Origin of the sequence: Chryseobacterium sp. Mn2064 (assembly GCF_049319685.1) — a bacterium.
Taxonomy (GTDB): Bacteria; Bacteroidota; Bacteroidia; order Flavobacteriales; family Weeksellaceae; genus Chryseobacterium.
Genome location: NZ_JBMOUE010000003.1, coordinates 355075 through 371955, shown reverse-complemented (window position 1 = coordinate 371955; position 16881 = coordinate 355075). Strand labels below are relative to the sequence as shown.

Sequence of the window (16881 nt, the reverse complement as noted above, 5' to 3'; positions counted from 1 at the left end):
AAGCGTGTGCTGGTGTTTTTTATGATCATTATCATATTATTCATAGATTCACCGCTTTGAATCTGAAAAGATCGATGATAAACTTAGAGAATGAGTTAAAAGTTCGATAAATTTCTTTTTAACCTTGTTCATTTTTAGTAAATTTGTCAACCTTTAAATATTAAAATAAAATAATAAAAATAATATGAATCTTCACGAGTATCAATCAAAAGAGATTTTATCAAAGTATGGAGTAGCTATCCAACGTGGTTTTGTTGCAAACAACGTAGACGAAGCTGTAGCAGCTGCTGAAAAATTGACTGCTGAAACCGGAGCACAGGCTTGGGTTGTAAAAGCACAGATTCACGCAGGTGGTCGTGGTAAAGGTGGAGGTGTTAAGTTTTCTCCAAATATGGATAAACTTAAAGAAAACGCTCAAAACATCATCGGAATGCAGTTGGTAACGCCACAAACTTCTGCTGAAGGTAAAAAAGTACACTCTGTTTTGATTGCAGAAGATGTTTATTATCCTGGAGAATCTGAAACTAAAGAATTTTATGTTTCTATTCTTTTAGACAGAGCTGAAGGTAAAAATACAATCGTATATTCTACTGAAGGTGGTATGGATATTGAGCACGTTGCGGAAGTAACTCCTCATTTGATCCACAACGAATTAATTGACCCAGCTATTGGTCTTCAAGGTTTCCAGGCTAGAAAAATTGCTTTCAACCTAGGTCTTGAAGGAAATGCATTCAAAGAATTTGTGAAATTTATTTCTTCTCTTTACAATGCTTACACAGGAATTGATGCTTCTCTTTTCGAAATTAACCCTGTATTAAAAACTTCTGATAACAAAATTATCGCTGTAGATGCTAAAGTAACTTTAGATGACAACTCATTGTTCCGTCACAAAGACTTAGCTGAGCTTAGAGATACAAGAGAAGAAGATCCAATGGATGTAGAAGCTGGTGAAGCGGGTCTTAACTTCGTAAAACTAGACGGTAACGTTGCTTGTATGGTAAACGGAGCTGGTCTTGCAATGGCAACTATGGATATTATCAAATTATCTGGTGGTAACCCTGCTAACTTCCTAGACGTAGGAGGTACTGCTGATGCTCAGAGAGTACAAACTGCTTTCGGAATCATCTTAAGAGATCCAAACGTAAAAGCTATCTTGATCAACATTTTCGGAGGTATCGTAAGATGTGATAGAGTTGCTCAGGGAGTTGTAGATGCTTACAAAGCAATGGGTAGCCTTCCGGTTCCATTGATCGTAAGATTACAGGGAACTAACGCTGTGGAAGCTAAAAAACTAATTGACGAGTCTGGTCTTCCGGTACACTCTGCAATTACTTTAGAAGAAGCTGCAAACAAAGTAAAAGAAGTTTTAGCATAATCTAAAATTTTCAGATAAAATAAAAAACCGTTTCATTTTTGGAACGGTTTTTTAATGCATGTATGAAAAACTATATTCATGAAAAATATAAAAATTCCGAATCCATGCTCCGAAAACTGGGAACTGATGTCTCCTCAGGAAAAAGGAAAATTCTGTGCTGTATGCAATAAATGTGTCATTGATTTTACTCAAAAACAACCTCAGGAAATTGTACAAATCCTAGAGAAAAATAATGATATCCAGATCTGTGGAAGATTCTATAATCATCAGATTGGAGAAAATATTGACAAGCCTCAAGCACTAAGAACTGCTTTTCAGAGATATATTCCCTCCTTCCTGCAAAATAACAGGATCGGTTTAAGTTTACTTTCTATGATTTTATTTGTAATAGGATGTTCGAAACCTAAAGAAGAAAATTTTGCAACAACAAGACTGGTAACCTTTGTAGAAGAGGATTCTTTATCAGCCAGAGATCAGTATACAATGGGTGAACCGCAGATTGCTGAAAATGACAGTATTGCAAAAATTTCCAAAAAAAAGAGTAAAAAAGAGTGTGAGGTAAAACAACAGAAAAAGTAGTTTTTATTCTATCATAAAAAGGAAAAGCTTTACATTAATTTTGATATTGAACCTACAAGAAGATTTCAATATCATCAACTAGTCATCATAAAAAAGACCATTTCAAATCTTGAAATGGTCTTTGTATTTTTATATGTTTTTACTTGTCCTGAGGGAGTTCCGGTAAATTACTTTCACCGCTTGTAATACTTATACTCGTAGGAGTTACCAACTGGATTTTATCGGTATCAAAGCGTTCTTTAATGCCTAAATAAGCCTTACTTCTTACCTGAGCCAGATTGGCACCTACTTTTATCCAGAACTTAACCTGAAGGTTGAAGGCTCCCTGTTTTAAATCTGTGAAAATAACTTCTACCGTATCTAGTTTATCCACATTGTCAAGATTTTTGACAACTTCAAGAATTCCTTTTTGTGCTTTGCTGATATCTTCATCAGCCGGAATTTCAAAGTTTAAAATAATCCTGCGTTGTGGTGAAGCCGTAATATTATAAAATGGTGCATTAAAAACAACCTGATTGGGAATATAAGCTTTCTTTCCATCATCCGTAAGAAGCTTTGTCGTTAGAAAACCAATTTCCTGTACCGTTCCCGAATGAGCGCCGATGGTAATATAATCCCCGACTTTATAGGCTTTGTCAATTCCAATAAGCATTCCCGAAAAAATACTTGAAACAAGATCTTTCAGCGCTACCCCGGCAATAACCCCGGCAACTCCTAAACTTCCGATAAACTTCCAGAGAAAACCGCTGAAACCCATTATTTCAAGGGCAATAAATGTACCCATCAGCATAATCAAAAATCTGAAAATACTGATTAAAGTAACTAGTGAACTTTCTTTCTGACTTTTAGGGAAGAATTTATGAAATAGTTTTACAGCTCCTTTACTTAAATATTTACTGGTGATCAGAAAAAATGTAAATACTAAAATTCCGACAATCAGTTTAGGAGTAAGCGCTGCAAATGTTACATACCAACTTTCCAAAACTTTATAAACAACATCTATATACCTGAGCCCCGTTTTCTCCATGGATAAAAATTTTAATTAAAGATATAAATTTTCATCAAAAAATTTGCCAGTTCCAAAAAGTCTACTAAATTTGTAGACTATAAAGAAAGAACATTATGTCAATCAAACTAGGAGATACAGCACCCAACTTTCAGGCAGAGTCATCTTTAGGTGACATCCAATTTTATAATTATTTAGGAGATTCATGGGGAATTTTGTTTTCCCATCCTGCAGATTATACGCCGGTTTGCACTACAGAGCTGGGATATACTGCAAAATTGCAGTCGGAATTTGATGCCAGAGGAACAAAAGTGATCGCCTTGAGCGTGGATGGGGTAGAAGATCACCAGAATTGGGTGAAAGATATTAATGAAACCCAGAATACCCATGTGCTGTTTCCCATTATTGCTGATAAAGACAGAAAAATTTCGGAACTGTATGATTTTATTCATCCTAATGCTTCGGCAACAGCTACCGTACGTTCTTTATTGATCATTGATCCTGCAAAAAAAGTTAGACTGATTATTACCTATCCGGCCTCTACGGGAAGGAATTTTGATGAGATCCTTAGAGTGCTGGATTCTTTACAGTTGGTAGATTCTTATCAGGTAGCCACTCCTGTTAACTGGAAAGATGGTGAAGATGTTATTATACCTCCTTCAGTTTCTACAGAAGAAGCAAAAAAAATATTCCCAAAAGGAGTTACAGAAATAAAGCCGTATTTAAGATATACGCCTCAACCGAATACATGATTTATTTGATTTTTTATAGTTTAGTTTTAATTTGTACGAAAAGCGCCCCGAAAATAAATTTTCCGGGGCGCTTTCATTTTTTATAAGTATTTCAATAATTACTTAACGTCATTAATGATTTGCTTACCTTTAGAAGTAGGTAAATAAATACTAAATCCAACATTGAAAGTTAGAGTAGAAGTTAAACCTTCGCTACCAAAACCTGCAACACCGTTATATTTTACTAAACCTTCAACACCAATATTTGGAGTGATGAAGTAAGAGTATCCTGGGCCAGCTCCGAAATCTAAACCAGTAGTAGAGTTTCCTCCTTCTGTAGAAGTTCCTCCAATACCTACGTTACCTTCGAAGAACCAACGTCCGTGATGTAATAGATTGTCGATCCCTTTTTCACCTGGAGATACAAAGTAACGGCCTAGCGCTCCAACTTTATATACAAAGTTTGTAGGTGATCCTTTAGCTACTTTATTGAAGCCTAAATCAACATATCCCCCAACAGCTACATTATCTTGAAGAAAATAAGCAGCTTTTGGCTGTAGTGAAATGTTGTATCCTCCACCAGTATTCAGGCCAAAGTTACTCGCAACAATGCTACTTCCTACCATCCAATTACCTTTTTGAATCTGAGCGTTTGCTGTGGCTGTTAGACCTGCTACGGCTAATATCCCTGTTAAAATAAGTCTTTTCATAATTTATTATTTTAATAATTAAATGTTTTATTATTCACGAATTATAGAAAAAACAATAAATGTGCCAGAGTCTTAATTTTAGGTAATTTTTCTAAATTAATGTTAAGAATATAAACGGTATACAATTTAACTTTTTAACATATTCACTGATGATCTTATAATGATAATGCAAAGAAATAATAGGGTTTTTAAGCCTGAATAAATAATTCTTTTTATTTATTATTTGATTTTTTTATCAAAATGACAATGAACGGAATATGAAATTATCTGATATATGGTTTATTTTCTTTTAAATTTTTGTTAAATAAACAGAAGAATAATAGAGATAATAAGACCTGCTATTGTAAACTTAATTCCTCGCTTAAAAGCTTTTGTTTTTGGATTAAACATCCAGAAACTGGAAATAACAAAGAAGAAAAGAGAAACCCCGAAAAATACGCTGAGAGGAGAAATCGCATCTTTAGACTGTGATTTGTGAAGAGAAACCATCTTATCCAGTACAAAAGGTAATTCCTTTTTTGAGTATAAAGCTTTTCCAGTAGCAGAGTCATAGGTTCCCTGTTTGAAGTAAAGTACGGTTCCTTCTGTTTTTTCCACTTCAAGACCTTTCATTTTCAATTCTTTTTTCAATTGTTTTTCAGTAAGGTCTTTGGCTATGGTTTTGTCGTACTTTTTTTCGTTTTTCAGAAAGTCGGTATCTCTGTAAACCAAAAGAATTCCACTTAAAGCATACACTGCCATAATTCCAGCCAGGAAATACCCCAGATAACGGTGTGTAATTCTCATGAAGCTTCTAGTGTCTTTAATCTTATCCATATCGTATTATTTGTTTTGTTTTTAAATTTCAAAAGTGGAAACTGCAAAAATGCAATTTCCACTTTTAATGAGAAAATGATTATATATATTATTCTACAGTCTGTATGTCAGTGTAAAATAATAATTTCTAGGTGTTATTGGGTTCACAGAATAGTTCTCGTGAACGTTGTAGTTAACCACATCAAATAGGTTACCCACTTTACCCTGAAGAGAGAATTTTTTCCAGTCGTATCCTACCGATAGGCTTACCGTTGTATAATCTTTAAGATCAAACATTCTTGTTACGTTGTTTCTGGAAATATTGGTAGATTTTGAATCATTCCATCCTGCAATTCGGTCTCCGATGTAGTAAATTCCTGCTCCAACTTTTAATCCTTTTACATAATTGGTGAATTTATAGAATACTGAAGCATTAGCTGTAGTTGCAGGAGTTCTTACCAGTCTTTGGTTTTCAACGTATCCTTTTTCAGGAGTATCAATATACACGGAATTGTTATATGAGAAACCTGCTATAATAGATAGGTTTTCATTAGGATTTCCTGTAATATCCAATTCTACCCCGCGGCTTCTCATTTTTCCGGCAAGTTCTTTTAGGTTGGCATCAGGAGTGATTACATTGGTAACATTACTTACTACCGTTGTATAGAAGTAGTTCTGATAATAGTTATTATAAATAATTTGGTATAAGGTAAGGTTTACTGCAAGCGCATTGTTCCAGAAGTTTTTCTTTGCTCCTATTTCGTATTGATCAACAGTGGTAGGCTTAATTCCTTCTCTTGATAAATTGTTGATTCTGTTTAATACATCATTTGCACTTCCGTTCGTATTAAGGTTGGCAAGATCACCAGAAGTATATCCTGCATTAGAAACGAAGGAGTTGGTATAGGTAGCAAATACCGATAAATTGCTGTTTGGCATATAAACAAGACCTACTTTTGGAGAGATTGCCTGGTCTGATGTAGAGCTATTATTTACCAATGTTTTAGACATTGCAGCGTTAGGATCAAGAATTCCTTTATTAAAAGTTTTATATCTTGTGATGATGGTAGGCATATTCTCAATGTATGACCATCTTAACCCTGCCAATACTTTAAATTCTTTTGAAAGGCTGATGAAGTCCTGAGCATATACCCCAATTCTTCTAGTATTAATACGGGTTTTATCTGCCGTTTGAGAGCTCGGCATTCCTCCTGCTGCCCATGTAGAAGGGTTGTCCATATACACCAATCCGTCTGGGTTACCATTGGCTCCATATAAATAAGATGTTCCGTAAAGAGAAACCTTTTTAGGATCTCTTGTAGGATCAAAATAAGTATAAGAGTCAGAAGTTGCATAATCTGTATCTGCACCAATAAGTACTTTGTGATCAATTCTTCCGGTTTTAAATTCACCATTGATGTTCACCTGAGCAGAAGTATAATTTTGCTCGTTATAAGTTCTGTTTAAAGGTCTGGTCCAGAACAGGTTGTTGTTTTTATCATATCCCCACTGTATTCTTTCAGTAGAGAAATAATCTTTAGTATAATTCTGATACGACGCTATAGCATTCAAAGACCATTTTTCATTAAATTGGTGATTGAAAGTGGCATTCGTAGATACCTGCTGTACATTTTGATATTGCCAGTCTGCTCCTAGAAAAGCATTTCTTGGTAACAATGTATTCAGTTCGTATGAACCGTCAGGCTTCGTGATAGAACCAAGGCCGAAATCCGGGGTAAAATTGTTCTTAAGATAATCCGCTTCAATGATCAACTGAGATTTCGGACTGATATTGAATAAAAATGAAGGGTTGAAATAATATTTTTCAGAACTTACAACATCTCTGAAACTCTCTGCATATTCATAAGTTCCATTCACTCGAAAAGCAATATTCTTTGATAACGGTCCGTATACATCCACGGTTGGCTTATAAGAATTCCAGCTTCCTCCGTTTAATCCTACACTTCCTCCAAAATTAAATTTAGGTTTCTTGGTGATCATATTGATGATTCCTCCCGCAGCAGCATTACCAAACAGCATGGCATTGGCACCCTTTAAAACTTCAACTCTTTCCAAACCACTTACTTCAGGGAAAACACCACTGTTTATTCTTGCTCCGTTCTTGAAAATATTATCGTTACCCAAGATGAAACCACGCCCACCAAAACTATCCTGAGAATTACCTCTTGAAGACGTTACATACATTCCGTTTACGTTTTGGATAACATCACTCAGCTGTTTTGCCTGCTGTTGCTCGATAATTTCGTGCGTTACAATGGCAATTGGCTGTGGATTTTCCATTACCGTAAGGTTTGATTTTGTTGATAATGGCCTTGCCTGGTTAGGATTTCCTGTTTTGTGAAGGTTGATGTCTTCAATGGTTTGGGTTCTAATGGTATCTGCTTCAGCATTTTTCATCTGCGAACTTGCTGATACAGCTGCCAATAGAAGCCCTAAAGAAAGTAGTTGTCTTTTCATTTTATTTTTATGTAGAACAGTTTTAAATAAGGCGCAAATGTAAGTATTTGTTTAGAATAGATAAAAATAATTCAATGACTTTTATCATATTATAAAAAGAAGCATCAATGGATTGTTTCTATACCTGCCATATTTCAAAAATCACAACTTTTTTATGAATATATTTGTTAAAAAAAAGAGAATATGCAATTGATAAAAGCAGGACTTTGTGCCTTTGGAATGAGTGGAAAAGTGTTTCACGCTCCCTTTTTAAAAGAACATCCGGGTTTTTTCATTTCTGCAGTGGTGGAAAGAAGTAAAGAAGAATCTAAGGAAAAATATCCTGAAGCTGTTATTTACCGTTCCGTGGAAGAAATGCTTCAGAATGCTGATGTGGAGCTGGTGATCATCAACACACCTGTTCAGACTCATTATGAATATGCTAAAAAAGCACTGGAAGCCGGGAAAAATATCATCGTTGAAAAACCTTTTACAGTCAATGTTTCCCAAGCAGAAGAACTCGTACAGCTTGCCGAAGAAAAAGGTCTTTTTTTAAGTGTATACCAAAACAGGAGATTCGACCGTGATTTTCTACAGGTACAGAAAATTTTGCAGGAAGGAAAACTTGGAAATACAAAAGAGGTAGAAATCCGTTTTGACAGGTTTCGTACAACTCCAAGCGGAAAGCAGCACAAAGAAAATCCGGATCAGGTAGGTTCCGGCTCTCTTCATGATCTTGGGTCTCATCTTGTAGATCAGGCTGTGCAGTATTTCGGATATCCTGAAAAACTTTTTGCTGATGTCTTTTCAATGAAAGGTGCTGACTTTGCCAATGATTATTTCGAAATTCTTTTATTCTATAAAAATAATCTGAGGGTAAGACTAAAGTCATCGGTATTCAGTAAAGAAGCGCACTATGCTTACATGATTCATGGAGATAAAGGAAGTTTTTTACAGGAAAGAACAGATAATCAGGAAAATGAATTGGTTGCCGGAGCAATTCCTGAATATGGTAAGGAATGGACACAGCCACTTACCGGAACAGACGGAATTTTGAACTTTTTAAACGAAGACTCCGAAACCGAAAGAATACTTACCTCAAGTGAAGCCGGAAATTATATGAATTATTACCAGCAAATCTATGAACACGTTGTGTTTGGATACGCTTTGCCATCTCCAGGAAAGGAAGTGATTCAGAATATGAAAATTATTGATGCTTCTCTGGAAAGTGCAAAAGAAGAAAAAGTAGTTACATTATAGATGATAGGTTGTAAATGAGTTCAAAGAGTTTGAGGCTTGGATTGTAAAAGAATTGGGTTTTTCTAATTACGAAGACAATCAACCTTGAACTTTACACTTTGAACTCATTCATTACTATTAAAGGATTTCCTGAAGTTCAAGCCATCTCATTTCGTGGTTTTCCAGTTTTTCTGAGACGTTTTCAAGTTCTGAGGAAAGTTTTGCTATCTTTTCATAATCGGCCTCGTTGTTGAGCTGGTCCAAAATTTTGGAACGCTGCTCTTCCAGTTCAGGCATTTCTTTTTCAATAGTTTCCAGTTCTCTTTGCTCTTTGAAGGTCAGTTTTCTTTTAGAACTGTTAGACGCTGGAGCATTTTCTGTTGCGGAAACAACTTCTTTAGCAGGCTCAGGTTTAGCTGCTGTATTTTTTTCTAAAGCGTCTTCACGGCTTTTGGCCTCACGATATTCTGAGAAGTTTCCAACAAAATCTCTGATTTTACCTTCTCCCTCAAATGCAAGAACGTGATCTACAATTCTATCCATAAAATAACGGTCGTGGGAAACGATAATCAAAGAACCTTGGAATTGCTGCAGGAAGTTCTCAAGCACCGTTAAAGTCGGAAGATCAAGATCGTTCGTAGGTTCATCAAAGATCAGGAAGTTAGGATTCTGATACAGAATATACATCAGGTGAAGTCTTCTTTTTTCACCCCCCGAAAGTTTTGAGATCGGTGAATACTGCGTCTGGTCGTCAAATAAGAACAGTCTTAAGAACTGTGATGCGGAAAGACTTCTTCCGTTGGCTAAAGGATAATGCTCTGCAATTTCTTTAATGAAATCAATAACGCGCTCATCTTCTTTATAGGTAAGCCCTTTTTGAGCAAAATATCCGAAAGAAATAGTTTCTCCAGTTTCAATATCTCCTTTGTCGGCTTTTTCTAACCCTTGAATGATATTTAATAGTGTAGATTTTCCGGCTCCGTTTTTTCCAATAATTCCTACTTTTTCACCACGCTGAAACTGGTAACTGAAATCTTTTAGAAGCACTTTGCTACCAAAACTTTTATCAATATGTTTAAGTTCAAGAATTTTATTTCCTAACCTTTTCATTTCGAAATCAAGCTCCAGACCATCTTTTCTTGTATCAGTTTTGGCTACTTTTTCTGTTTCATAGAAAGCGTCAATTCTGCTCTTAGATTTTGTGGTTCTCGCTTTAGGCTGTCTTCGCATCCATTCCAATTCCTTTCGGTAAAGGTTGTTGGCCTTATCAATCGTTGCATTAAGATTTTCCTCACGAATCATTTTGTTCTCAAGATAGGTAGCGTAAGAACCGTTGTGGACATAGAGATTTTTATCTTCCATTTCCCAGATAATATCGCAAACGCTGTCCAGGAAATATCGGTCGTGAGTAACAAGAAGTAATGTTATCTTTGCTTTGTTCAGGTAGTTTTCAAGCCATTCCACCATATCTACGTCAAGGTGGTTGGTAGGCTCATCCATGATCAGTAGAGTATGTCTGTGCTCGGCTCTGGTTTCCGTTAATAATTTTGCCAGTGCCACACGTTTAATCTGCCCTCCGGAAAGCGTTCCCATTTTAGCATCCAGATCTGTGATCTTAAGCTGAGAAAGAATCTGCTTCATTTCGTTTTCAAGATCCCAAGCTTTGTGAACTTCCATGTCTGCTAAAGCTTTTTCAATGAAATCATGATCTGTAGAGTGAAGAGATTTGTGGTAATTCTTTAAAGCAAGAATAGGTTCAGAATCTAATGTCATCATAAACTCTTCAATGCTGAGTTGCGGGTCATAATCAATCTCCTGGTCGAAAAGTACAACCTGGATGTCTTTATTAATGATCGCAGTACCGCTGTCTGCAATTTCTTTACCCATTAAAATTTTAAGAAGGGTAGATTTTCCACTTCCGTTTTTGGCAACAATGGCAATTTTGTCTCCTTCATTGATGTGAAAAGAAATGTTTTGAAACAAAACTTTGATGCCGTAAGATTTGGTAAGATTTTCTGCAGAAACGTAATTCATTGGAAACTAATGGTTTGATTTTAATTTTGAACTGAACTGCAAAAATACGAAAATGTAGGCAGAAAATTTTCCGGAAGATCTGTTATAATTATTATTTAATCTGAGTTGGAAGTCTGTCTTTTTATTTTCATTCAATGAAGAATACAGAAATTTGGAGAATAAGTTGTTGAGGGTTGGAAAAGTAAAACTCTATGCAAAATTTCAAATGCCTTGGTAAAATCACTTCGCCCATTTTTATTTATGATTTTTTAATAGACTGTGTCCATTCTCTGAGAAAACAATTCTGTAAATTTGATAGGACTCAATATAATGAGTACGTAAATAAATAATACAAAAACCTGATTTGAAGTAATGAAAAAAGTAATTGTCGATATGGACGGGGTAATGGCAGATGTTTATCATCAGCTGATAGAATTTGAAAAAAGAGATACCGGAAGAGAGATCGAGATCAGTAATTTGAAAGGGAAACCAGAAATAGAATCTTTTCCCAACGGAAAAAAACATGTGAATGAACCTGGATTTTTCAGGACTTTACCTCTTATAGAAGGAAGTCGTGAAGCAATGGAATATCTGAACAATAAATATGAGCTGTATATTGTTTCTGCAGGAATGGAGTTTCCCAACAGTTTAAGAGAAAAATACGATTGGCTGGAAGAGCATTTTCCATTCATCAGTTGGGAGCAAATTGTTCTTTGTGGAAGCAAAAGAGTAGTAGCCGGAGATGTTATGATTGATGATTATCCCAAAAATTTGGATCATTTTGACGGAAAAAGACTGATCTTCACCCAACCTCATAATGAACTGATAGAAAATGATACCTACCACAGGGTACATTCATGGGAAGAAGTGATGAATATTCTTTGAGAACTGAATTTTTTTAATTTTTTAGAACGATTATAGAAATAAGAAAAAGTTTTAAAAGAACTTTAACTAAAAAGAGAACAATTTTAATACTGCTTTATGAGTATGGATGGGGCTAAATAAATAAGTTTGCATCAAACTTTTAACATGAAAAAATTAAATGCCCTGTTTCTTATTTTGGGTACTGTTACTTTTAATGCACAGGTTATTTCCGGTACTATTCTTTCTAAAAATGAAAATCAACCCATTTCTTACGTGAAAGTAGGAGTTGAAAAGAAAGCCTTAGGGACAATCTCCGACGAAAAAGGGAAATTTTCTCTGGATATTTCCAGTCTGGAACCACAGCAGAAAATAAAAATTGAAGTTCCGGGATATGAAGTGTATCAGGAAACGGTACAGAACTTTAAAAAACGCGATCAAGACAAAATATTTTTAAAAGAGAAGACGAAGAATATTCAGGAAATTTCTATTAAGCCTAAGAAACTTGTAGACAAAAACTGGGGCGTGAATACAAAAACGAAACACGTTATTTATTCTGTCAATCCTTTAATGAACAAAACAAATTTTCTGGGGGAAACAGCTTTAGAGTTTAAGGCTAAGAAACGCTCGAAAATTAAAAATATCAACCTGAATATTGCTGCTTATACCTCCAATCAGCCTGTTCTGATGCGTTATAGTATTTACAGTGAAAAAAACGGTTTTCCAGACAAGAATATTCTGGATGAAGAAATTACCGTGCAGCTTACTGAAGATATGATTAAAGACGGAACTTATACTTTGGATGTGAATGACCGTAATATCTGGGTTCAGGGAAAATTTTTTGTAGGAATTCAATTCTTGAAAGATTTTGAAGGAACGATAAGAATAAGTGCCGCATTATTCAGGACAGGTTTCATAAGAGAATTTTATGGAGACTGGCAGAAAATGAGTATTGCCGCTCCAGCCATTAATATTGATGTAAAAGTGGATAAGAACGCAGGAAATATAGAGGAAGAAAATGCATTTTCATATGATAGTGCAGGGGGGCTCATACCTGATGTGTCCAAATATAGTGAAGAGTCAGAATTGACAGAATATGGGAAAAATACATCGGCTGGAAATTATCTGAAACTGAAAGATACAAACCTTTACTACGAAGTGTATGGTGAAGGTGAACCTTTGGTGCTACTTCATGGTAATTCGGGAAGTATCAAAGATTATTACCAGCAGATTCCCGTTCTTTCCAAACAATATAAAGTCATTGTAGTAGATACCAGAGGACAAGGGAAAAGCATCGATACCTCTAGAAAGAATTTCACCTATAAGCAGTTTGCAGATGATTTAAAAGCTCTTACTGATCAACTGAATTTGAATAAAATTAATATTGCAGGATGGAGCGACGGAGGAATCACTGGACTTGAATTCGCTCTGAAATATCCCGGAAACCTAAATAAACTGATTGCCATTGGAGCCAATACTTTTCCAGGTGGAGTAGATGATAGGCTTTTTAGTCATTTTCAACAACAGATTCAGGTGATGAAATTATTAAACGAACCTTCGAGGTTCAATGAACGTAGACTTTTGAATCTCATGGTTACAGAACCAAGTATTAGTACAAAAGATTTAAATAAAATCACCAGTCCTGTTTTGGTCATTGCAGGAGATAAAGATGTCATTAAACAAGAGCATACTGAGTTTATTGCAAAGGAAATTCCTCATGCGGAACTTAAGATTTATAAAGATGCTACTCATATGATTCCTTTTGAAAAAGCAGACGAATTGAATGCAGATATCATACAGTTCCTCAACAAAAATAATTAAAAACAATAAAGAGTAAGACAGAAACTGTAAGTAATTGAACGTATTAAAATAGCAATATATCTTTTAAAACTTTCGGTTTCTGTTTAATTTTTAGTAATTAATCAAGAGTTAATCTTTTCAAAGACCACGAGTTTCCATTATAGATATCCAGATCAACTTTGGCATTAATTCCATGGACGATTCCATTTTCCGTAAACTGCCAGAAATCCCACTGATCATCTGGAGTAGGAGAAGGTACGTCGTTGTAATTGGCCAACCATAAAGGATAGCCATCAAACTCACCTTTCAGAAAATCCTTATAATAATGATAGTAGGTGTAAATGATGGGTTTTGCCCCATAAGTATCTTCCACAATTTTGCACCATATTTTCAGATCTTCCACCAGTTTTTTATTGGTTTTCCGTTTAGGAATTTTTTCAATATCCAAAATAGGCGGGAGATCACCACTTTCCAGTTTTACATTAGCCAGAAAATTATTAGCCTGAATCACAGGATCTTCATCAGCTCTGTAAAAGTGATAAGCTCCACGGATCAGATCATGCTTTTTAGCACTTTCCCAGAATTCATCAAAATGTTTATCTGCACTTCGGTTTCCCATGGTAGCACGCATCACCACAAATTCTAACGGGATTGTTTTATTTCCGATACTCAGACTGTCCCATTTTATATCTTCTTTATTCTGATAATGAGAAACATCAAAACCATAGGTTTTATCAAGATTGCTGCTGAGAATTCTTTGGATCCGTAAGGTTTCCTTTTCACTGTTATGAAGCTTTTTATGCTTGAATTTATTAAAGTATAATGCATAATAATAGCTTACAGACTGTTTCAGATAAAAACCGGTTCCCACTAAAGCGACTGCCAGTATTGCCAATATCACCCATCTTCGGAAAAAATACTTCTTCCGTCTGTTCTTGTGGACCTGTTTGGCAGTTTTTTTGGTGTACTTTTTTGGTGTCATAAAGTTTTGCAAAACTAACTTTTTTCACTGCTAAATGCTAAAATAAAATCAGTAAATTTGTGTATTATGGAAACACGCGAAAAAATCATCATTATAGGAGGAGGATTTGCGGGGCTGCAACTTGCAAAAACGTTGAATAACAAGAACAAAAAGGTAATTGTTCTGGATCGGATGAACCACCATATGTTTCAGCCGCTTTTTTATCAGGTAGCCTCGGGAAGGATAGAACCATCCAATATTTCTTTCCCTTTCAGAAAGATTTTTCAGCAATCCAGAAACACGCAGTTCAGGATGACGGACGTGAAAGAAATAGATCCTGTACACAATAAGGTGATTACTGATGAAGCAGAATTTACCTACGATAAACTCATCATCGCAACAGGCTGTAAAACTAATTTTTTCGGAAACAAAGAATTAGAAGGAAAAGCCTTCGGAATGAAAAATACTCAGGAAGCCATCAGTATCAGAAATCATGTACTGATGACCTTTGAAAAACTGATCATTGAAAAAAGCCGCAGTGATGACGGAAACTGGAATATCGTCATTGTAGGAAGCGGTCCAACCGGAGTAGAACTGGCTGGGGCTTTTGCAGAAATGAAAAAAGATATTCTCCCAAGAGATTATCCCTATATGAACTTCGACCACCTGAAAATCATTCTGGTAAGCTCCACAGAAAAACCATTGGCTGTAATGAGTCCGGAAGCTCAGGAAAAATCAGAAAAGTACCTCAAAGACCTTGGAGTCACTTTTATGAGTGGTGAAGTGGTAACAGAATATGATGGCGATAAGGTTCATTTGAAAAGCGGAAAAGAAATTTCTTCCAACAACGTGATCTGGGCAGCCGGAGTCACCGGAAATGTGGTTGCAGGTTTCCCTGAAGAAAAATTAATAAGAAACAGATACATCGTAGACCGATACAATAAAGTACAAGGATACGATAATATTTATGCCATCGGAGATATCGCCTATATGGAAACTCCAAAATATCCACAAGGCCATCCACAGGTAGCAAACGTAGCCATTAATCAGGCTAAAAATTTAGGTAAAAACCTTTTAAAGAAAAATCAGAGTGAATGGAAAGAATATGAGTATGACGACAAAGGCTCACTGGCTACTATAGGAAAGCACAGAGCCGTTGTAGATCTGCCATTTATAAAATTTCAAGGATTTCTTGCTTGGTATTTCTGGATGTTTCTCCATTTAATGCTAATTTTGAGCGTTCGAAATAAGCTGGCTATATTCTTCAACTGGATGTGGAGCTATATCAACAAAGATTCTTCTTTAAGATTAATTATTATACCTACTAAGAAAAACGGAACATTACAATGAGAATTGACATAATAAGCGTACTTCCTGAACTGATGGAAAGTCCGTTTAAAACTTCTATTTTGAAAAGAGCGATGGATAAAGGACTGGCAGAAGTACATTTTCATCATCTGAGAGATTGGGCAATCAATAAACACAGGCAGATAGACGATGAACCTTATGGAGGAGGTGCCGGAATGGTGATGATGGTTGAACCTCTGGACAATTGTATTTCCGAGCTTAAATCTCAAAGAAACTATGATGAAGTGATCTATCTGACACCCGATGGAGTTACTCTGAATCAAAAAATTGCCAACTCTCTTTCCATAAAAGAGAACCTGATCTTTCTTTGTGGCCATTACAAAGGAATAGACCAGCGTGTGCGCGATCTTCACATTACAAAAGAAATTTCAATAGGAGACTATGTTCTTACAGGAGGAGAACTGGCTGCCTGTGTTCTTGCAGATTCTATTATCAGACTTCTTCCCGGAGTTTTGAATGATGAGCAAAGCGCCTTAACAGACAGTTTCCAGGATGATCTTCTCTCTCCACCTATTTATACAAGACCCGAAAGTTATAAAGGTTTAGAGGTGCCAAAAATCCTTTTGAGTGGCAATTTTGGTAAAATTGAAGAGTGGCGCCATGATGAAGCCGTTAGAATTACCAAAGAAAAACGACCGGATTTACTTTAATAAGGTTCCAATGCCTATTTGTGCATTATTTTCAGTTAATTTAATTGAAAACGGAATAATTTTTGCATTATATCGAAATAAAAAGTAAAAAATTAACTTTCTTAGTTTAGGGTGAAAATTTTATTAGTGATTTCTCTGAATTTTAAGATTTTTCTATTTTGAATTATTTATTAAAATGTAGTAAAAATTGAAAAATTAATTTACAATAAGTGATTTTGTTGGTATTTTTTTATTACTTTTGATCTATTCATTGTTGTATATTCATTTTTTAATAATGCGAATATTCAGTGAAATTAGAAAATAATAATACATTTACATTCGAAAAACAAAGAATTG

Annotated in this window: 14 protein-coding genes; 8 read left to right on the top strand and 6 right to left on the bottom strand. The window is 35.4% G+C overall.

All coding sequences use genetic code 11. The annotated features are described in order from the left end of the window. Positions 1-184: 184 nt before the first annotated feature. Together sucC and ACL9RH_RS14190 are read left to right on the top strand one after the other, a co-directional pair. Positions 185-1375 carry an ADP-forming succinate--CoA ligase subunit beta gene (gene sucC / locus ACL9RH_RS14195; protein WP_045500844.1) on the top strand — a complete coding sequence of 397 codons (1191 nt, stop codon included), beginning with the start codon at positions 185-187 and terminating at the stop codon, positions 1373-1375. A 78-nt stretch (positions 1376-1453) separates the two neighbouring features. Then, complete coding sequence (locus ACL9RH_RS14190) at positions 1454-1954, top strand: hypothetical protein (protein WP_422694023.1); 501 nt, start codon at positions 1454-1456, stop codon at positions 1952-1954. A gap of 139 nt (positions 1955-2093) precedes the next feature. Here ACL9RH_RS14190 and ACL9RH_RS14185 read toward each other — a convergent pair whose 3' ends face one another. Beyond that, a complete protein-coding gene (locus tag ACL9RH_RS14185) occupies positions 2094-2981 on the bottom strand; it encodes a mechanosensitive ion channel family protein (RefSeq protein ID WP_422694022.1) in 888 nt (295 codons plus the stop codon). 95 nt (positions 2982-3076) lie between these two features. Here ACL9RH_RS14185 and ACL9RH_RS14180 point away from each other — a divergent pair, with 95 nt between their 5' ends. Next, positions 3077-3712 (top strand): peroxiredoxin, encoded by a 636-nt coding sequence (locus tag ACL9RH_RS14180; protein ID WP_422694021.1) that lies wholly within the window; start codon positions 3077-3079, stop codon positions 3710-3712. A gap of 98 nt (positions 3713-3810) precedes the next feature. On the opposite strand, the gene ACL9RH_RS14175 is transcribed toward ACL9RH_RS14180, so the two are convergent. The 3 genes from ACL9RH_RS14175 to ACL9RH_RS14165 all read right to left on the bottom strand — a co-directional run bounded on the left by ACL9RH_RS14175 (position 3811) and on the right by ACL9RH_RS14165 (position 7674). After that, positions 3811-4317 (bottom strand): hypothetical protein, encoded by a 507-nt coding sequence (locus ACL9RH_RS14175; protein WP_422694020.1) that lies wholly within the window; start codon positions 4315-4317, stop codon positions 3811-3813. Between the two features lie 384 nt (positions 4318-4701). After that, positions 4702-5217, bottom strand: a complete 516-nt coding sequence (locus ACL9RH_RS14170) for a hypothetical protein (RefSeq protein ID WP_422694019.1) — start codon at positions 5215-5217, stop codon at positions 4702-4704. Positions 5218-5310: 93 nt separating this feature from the next. Continuing rightward, the gene (locus ACL9RH_RS14165; protein ID WP_422694018.1) at positions 5311-7674 is read right to left on the bottom strand and encodes a TonB-dependent siderophore receptor; all 2364 of its coding nucleotides are present in this window, start codon (positions 7672-7674) and stop codon (positions 5311-5313) included. A 183-nt stretch (positions 7675-7857) separates the two neighbouring features. Between ACL9RH_RS14165 and ACL9RH_RS14160 the strand changes: the two genes are divergently transcribed. Beyond that, positions 7858-8913, top strand: coding sequence for a Gfo/Idh/MocA family oxidoreductase (locus ACL9RH_RS14160; RefSeq protein ID WP_422694017.1), 1056 nt, complete (start codon positions 7858-7860; stop codon positions 8911-8913). A gap of 117 nt (positions 8914-9030) precedes the next feature. On the opposite strand, the gene ACL9RH_RS14155 is transcribed toward ACL9RH_RS14160, so the two are convergent. Further along, a complete protein-coding gene (locus tag ACL9RH_RS14155; protein WP_422694016.1) occupies positions 9031-10926 on the bottom strand; it encodes an ABC-F family ATP-binding cassette domain-containing protein in 1896 nt (631 codons plus the stop codon). A 351-nt stretch (positions 10927-11277) separates the two neighbouring features. On the opposite strand from ACL9RH_RS14155, the gene ACL9RH_RS14150 reads away from it, so the two are divergent. Next, positions 11278-11790: a 5' nucleotidase, NT5C type gene (locus ACL9RH_RS14150; protein WP_422694015.1), complete on the top strand. Its 513-nt coding sequence runs from the start codon at positions 11278-11280 to the stop codon at positions 11788-11790. Positions 11791-11934: 144 nt separating this feature from the next. Beyond that, positions 11935-13587 carry an alpha/beta fold hydrolase gene (locus tag ACL9RH_RS14145; protein WP_422694014.1) on the top strand — a complete coding sequence of 551 codons (1653 nt, stop codon included), beginning with the start codon at positions 11935-11937 and terminating at the stop codon, positions 13585-13587. A gap of 97 nt (positions 13588-13684) precedes the next feature. Here ACL9RH_RS14145 and ACL9RH_RS14140 read toward each other — a convergent pair whose 3' ends face one another. Further along, positions 13685-14548, bottom strand: coding sequence for a glycoside hydrolase family 25 protein (locus tag ACL9RH_RS14140; RefSeq protein WP_422694013.1), 864 nt, complete (start codon positions 14546-14548; stop codon positions 13685-13687). A 66-nt stretch (positions 14549-14614) separates the two neighbouring features. On the opposite strand from ACL9RH_RS14140, the gene ACL9RH_RS14135 reads away from it, so the two are divergent. Continuing rightward, the gene (locus ACL9RH_RS14135) at positions 14615-15877 is read left to right on the top strand and encodes an NAD(P)/FAD-dependent oxidoreductase (protein ID WP_422694012.1); all 1263 of its coding nucleotides are present in this window, start codon (positions 14615-14617) and stop codon (positions 15875-15877) included. After that, positions 15874-16545 (top strand): tRNA (guanosine(37)-N1)-methyltransferase TrmD, encoded by a 672-nt coding sequence (trmD, locus tag ACL9RH_RS14130; RefSeq protein WP_422694011.1) that lies wholly within the window; start codon positions 15874-15876, stop codon positions 16543-16545. The genes ACL9RH_RS14135 and trmD overlap by 4 nt, the downstream gene beginning before the upstream one ends. The last annotated feature ends 336 nt before the right edge of the window (positions 16546-16881 follow it).

Coding starts and splice junctions, on each gene's coding strand:
- sucC (WP_045500844.1), top strand. CDS start 185: ATGAATCTTCACGAGTATCAATCAAAAGAGATTTTATCAAAGTATGGA.
- ACL9RH_RS14190 (WP_422694023.1), top strand. CDS start 1,454: ATGAAAAATATAAAAATTCCGAATCCATGCTCCGAAAACTGGGAACTG.
- ACL9RH_RS14185 (WP_422694022.1), bottom strand. CDS start 2,981: ATGGAGAAAACGGGGCTCAGGTATATAGATGTTGTTTATAAAGTTTTG.
- ACL9RH_RS14180 (WP_422694021.1), top strand. CDS start 3,077: ATGTCAATCAAACTAGGAGATACAGCACCCAACTTTCAGGCAGAGTCA.
- ACL9RH_RS14175 (WP_422694020.1), bottom strand. CDS start 4,317: ATGGTAGGAAGTAGCATTGTTGCGAGTAACTTTGGCCTGAATACTGGT.
- ACL9RH_RS14170 (WP_422694019.1), bottom strand. CDS start 5,217: ATGGATAAGATTAAAGACACTAGAAGCTTCATGAGAATTACACACCGT.
- ACL9RH_RS14165 (WP_422694018.1), bottom strand. CDS start 7,674: ATGAAAAGACAACTACTTTCTTTAGGGCTTCTATTGGCAGCTGTATCA.
- ACL9RH_RS14160 (WP_422694017.1), top strand. CDS start 7,858: ATGCAATTGATAAAAGCAGGACTTTGTGCCTTTGGAATGAGTGGAAAA.
- ACL9RH_RS14155 (WP_422694016.1), bottom strand. CDS start 10,926: ATGAATTACGTTTCTGCAGAAAATCTTACCAAATCTTACGGCATCAAA.
- ACL9RH_RS14150 (WP_422694015.1), top strand. CDS start 11,278: ATGAAAAAAGTAATTGTCGATATGGACGGGGTAATGGCAGATGTTTAT.
- ACL9RH_RS14145 (WP_422694014.1), top strand. CDS start 11,935: ATGAAAAAATTAAATGCCCTGTTTCTTATTTTGGGTACTGTTACTTTT.
- ACL9RH_RS14140 (WP_422694013.1), bottom strand. CDS start 14,548: ATGACACCAAAAAAGTACACCAAAAAAACTGCCAAACAGGTCCACAAG.
- ACL9RH_RS14135 (WP_422694012.1), top strand. CDS start 14,615: ATGGAAACACGCGAAAAAATCATCATTATAGGAGGAGGATTTGCGGGG.
- trmD (WP_422694011.1), top strand. CDS start 15,874: ATGAGAATTGACATAATAAGCGTACTTCCTGAACTGATGGAAAGTCCG.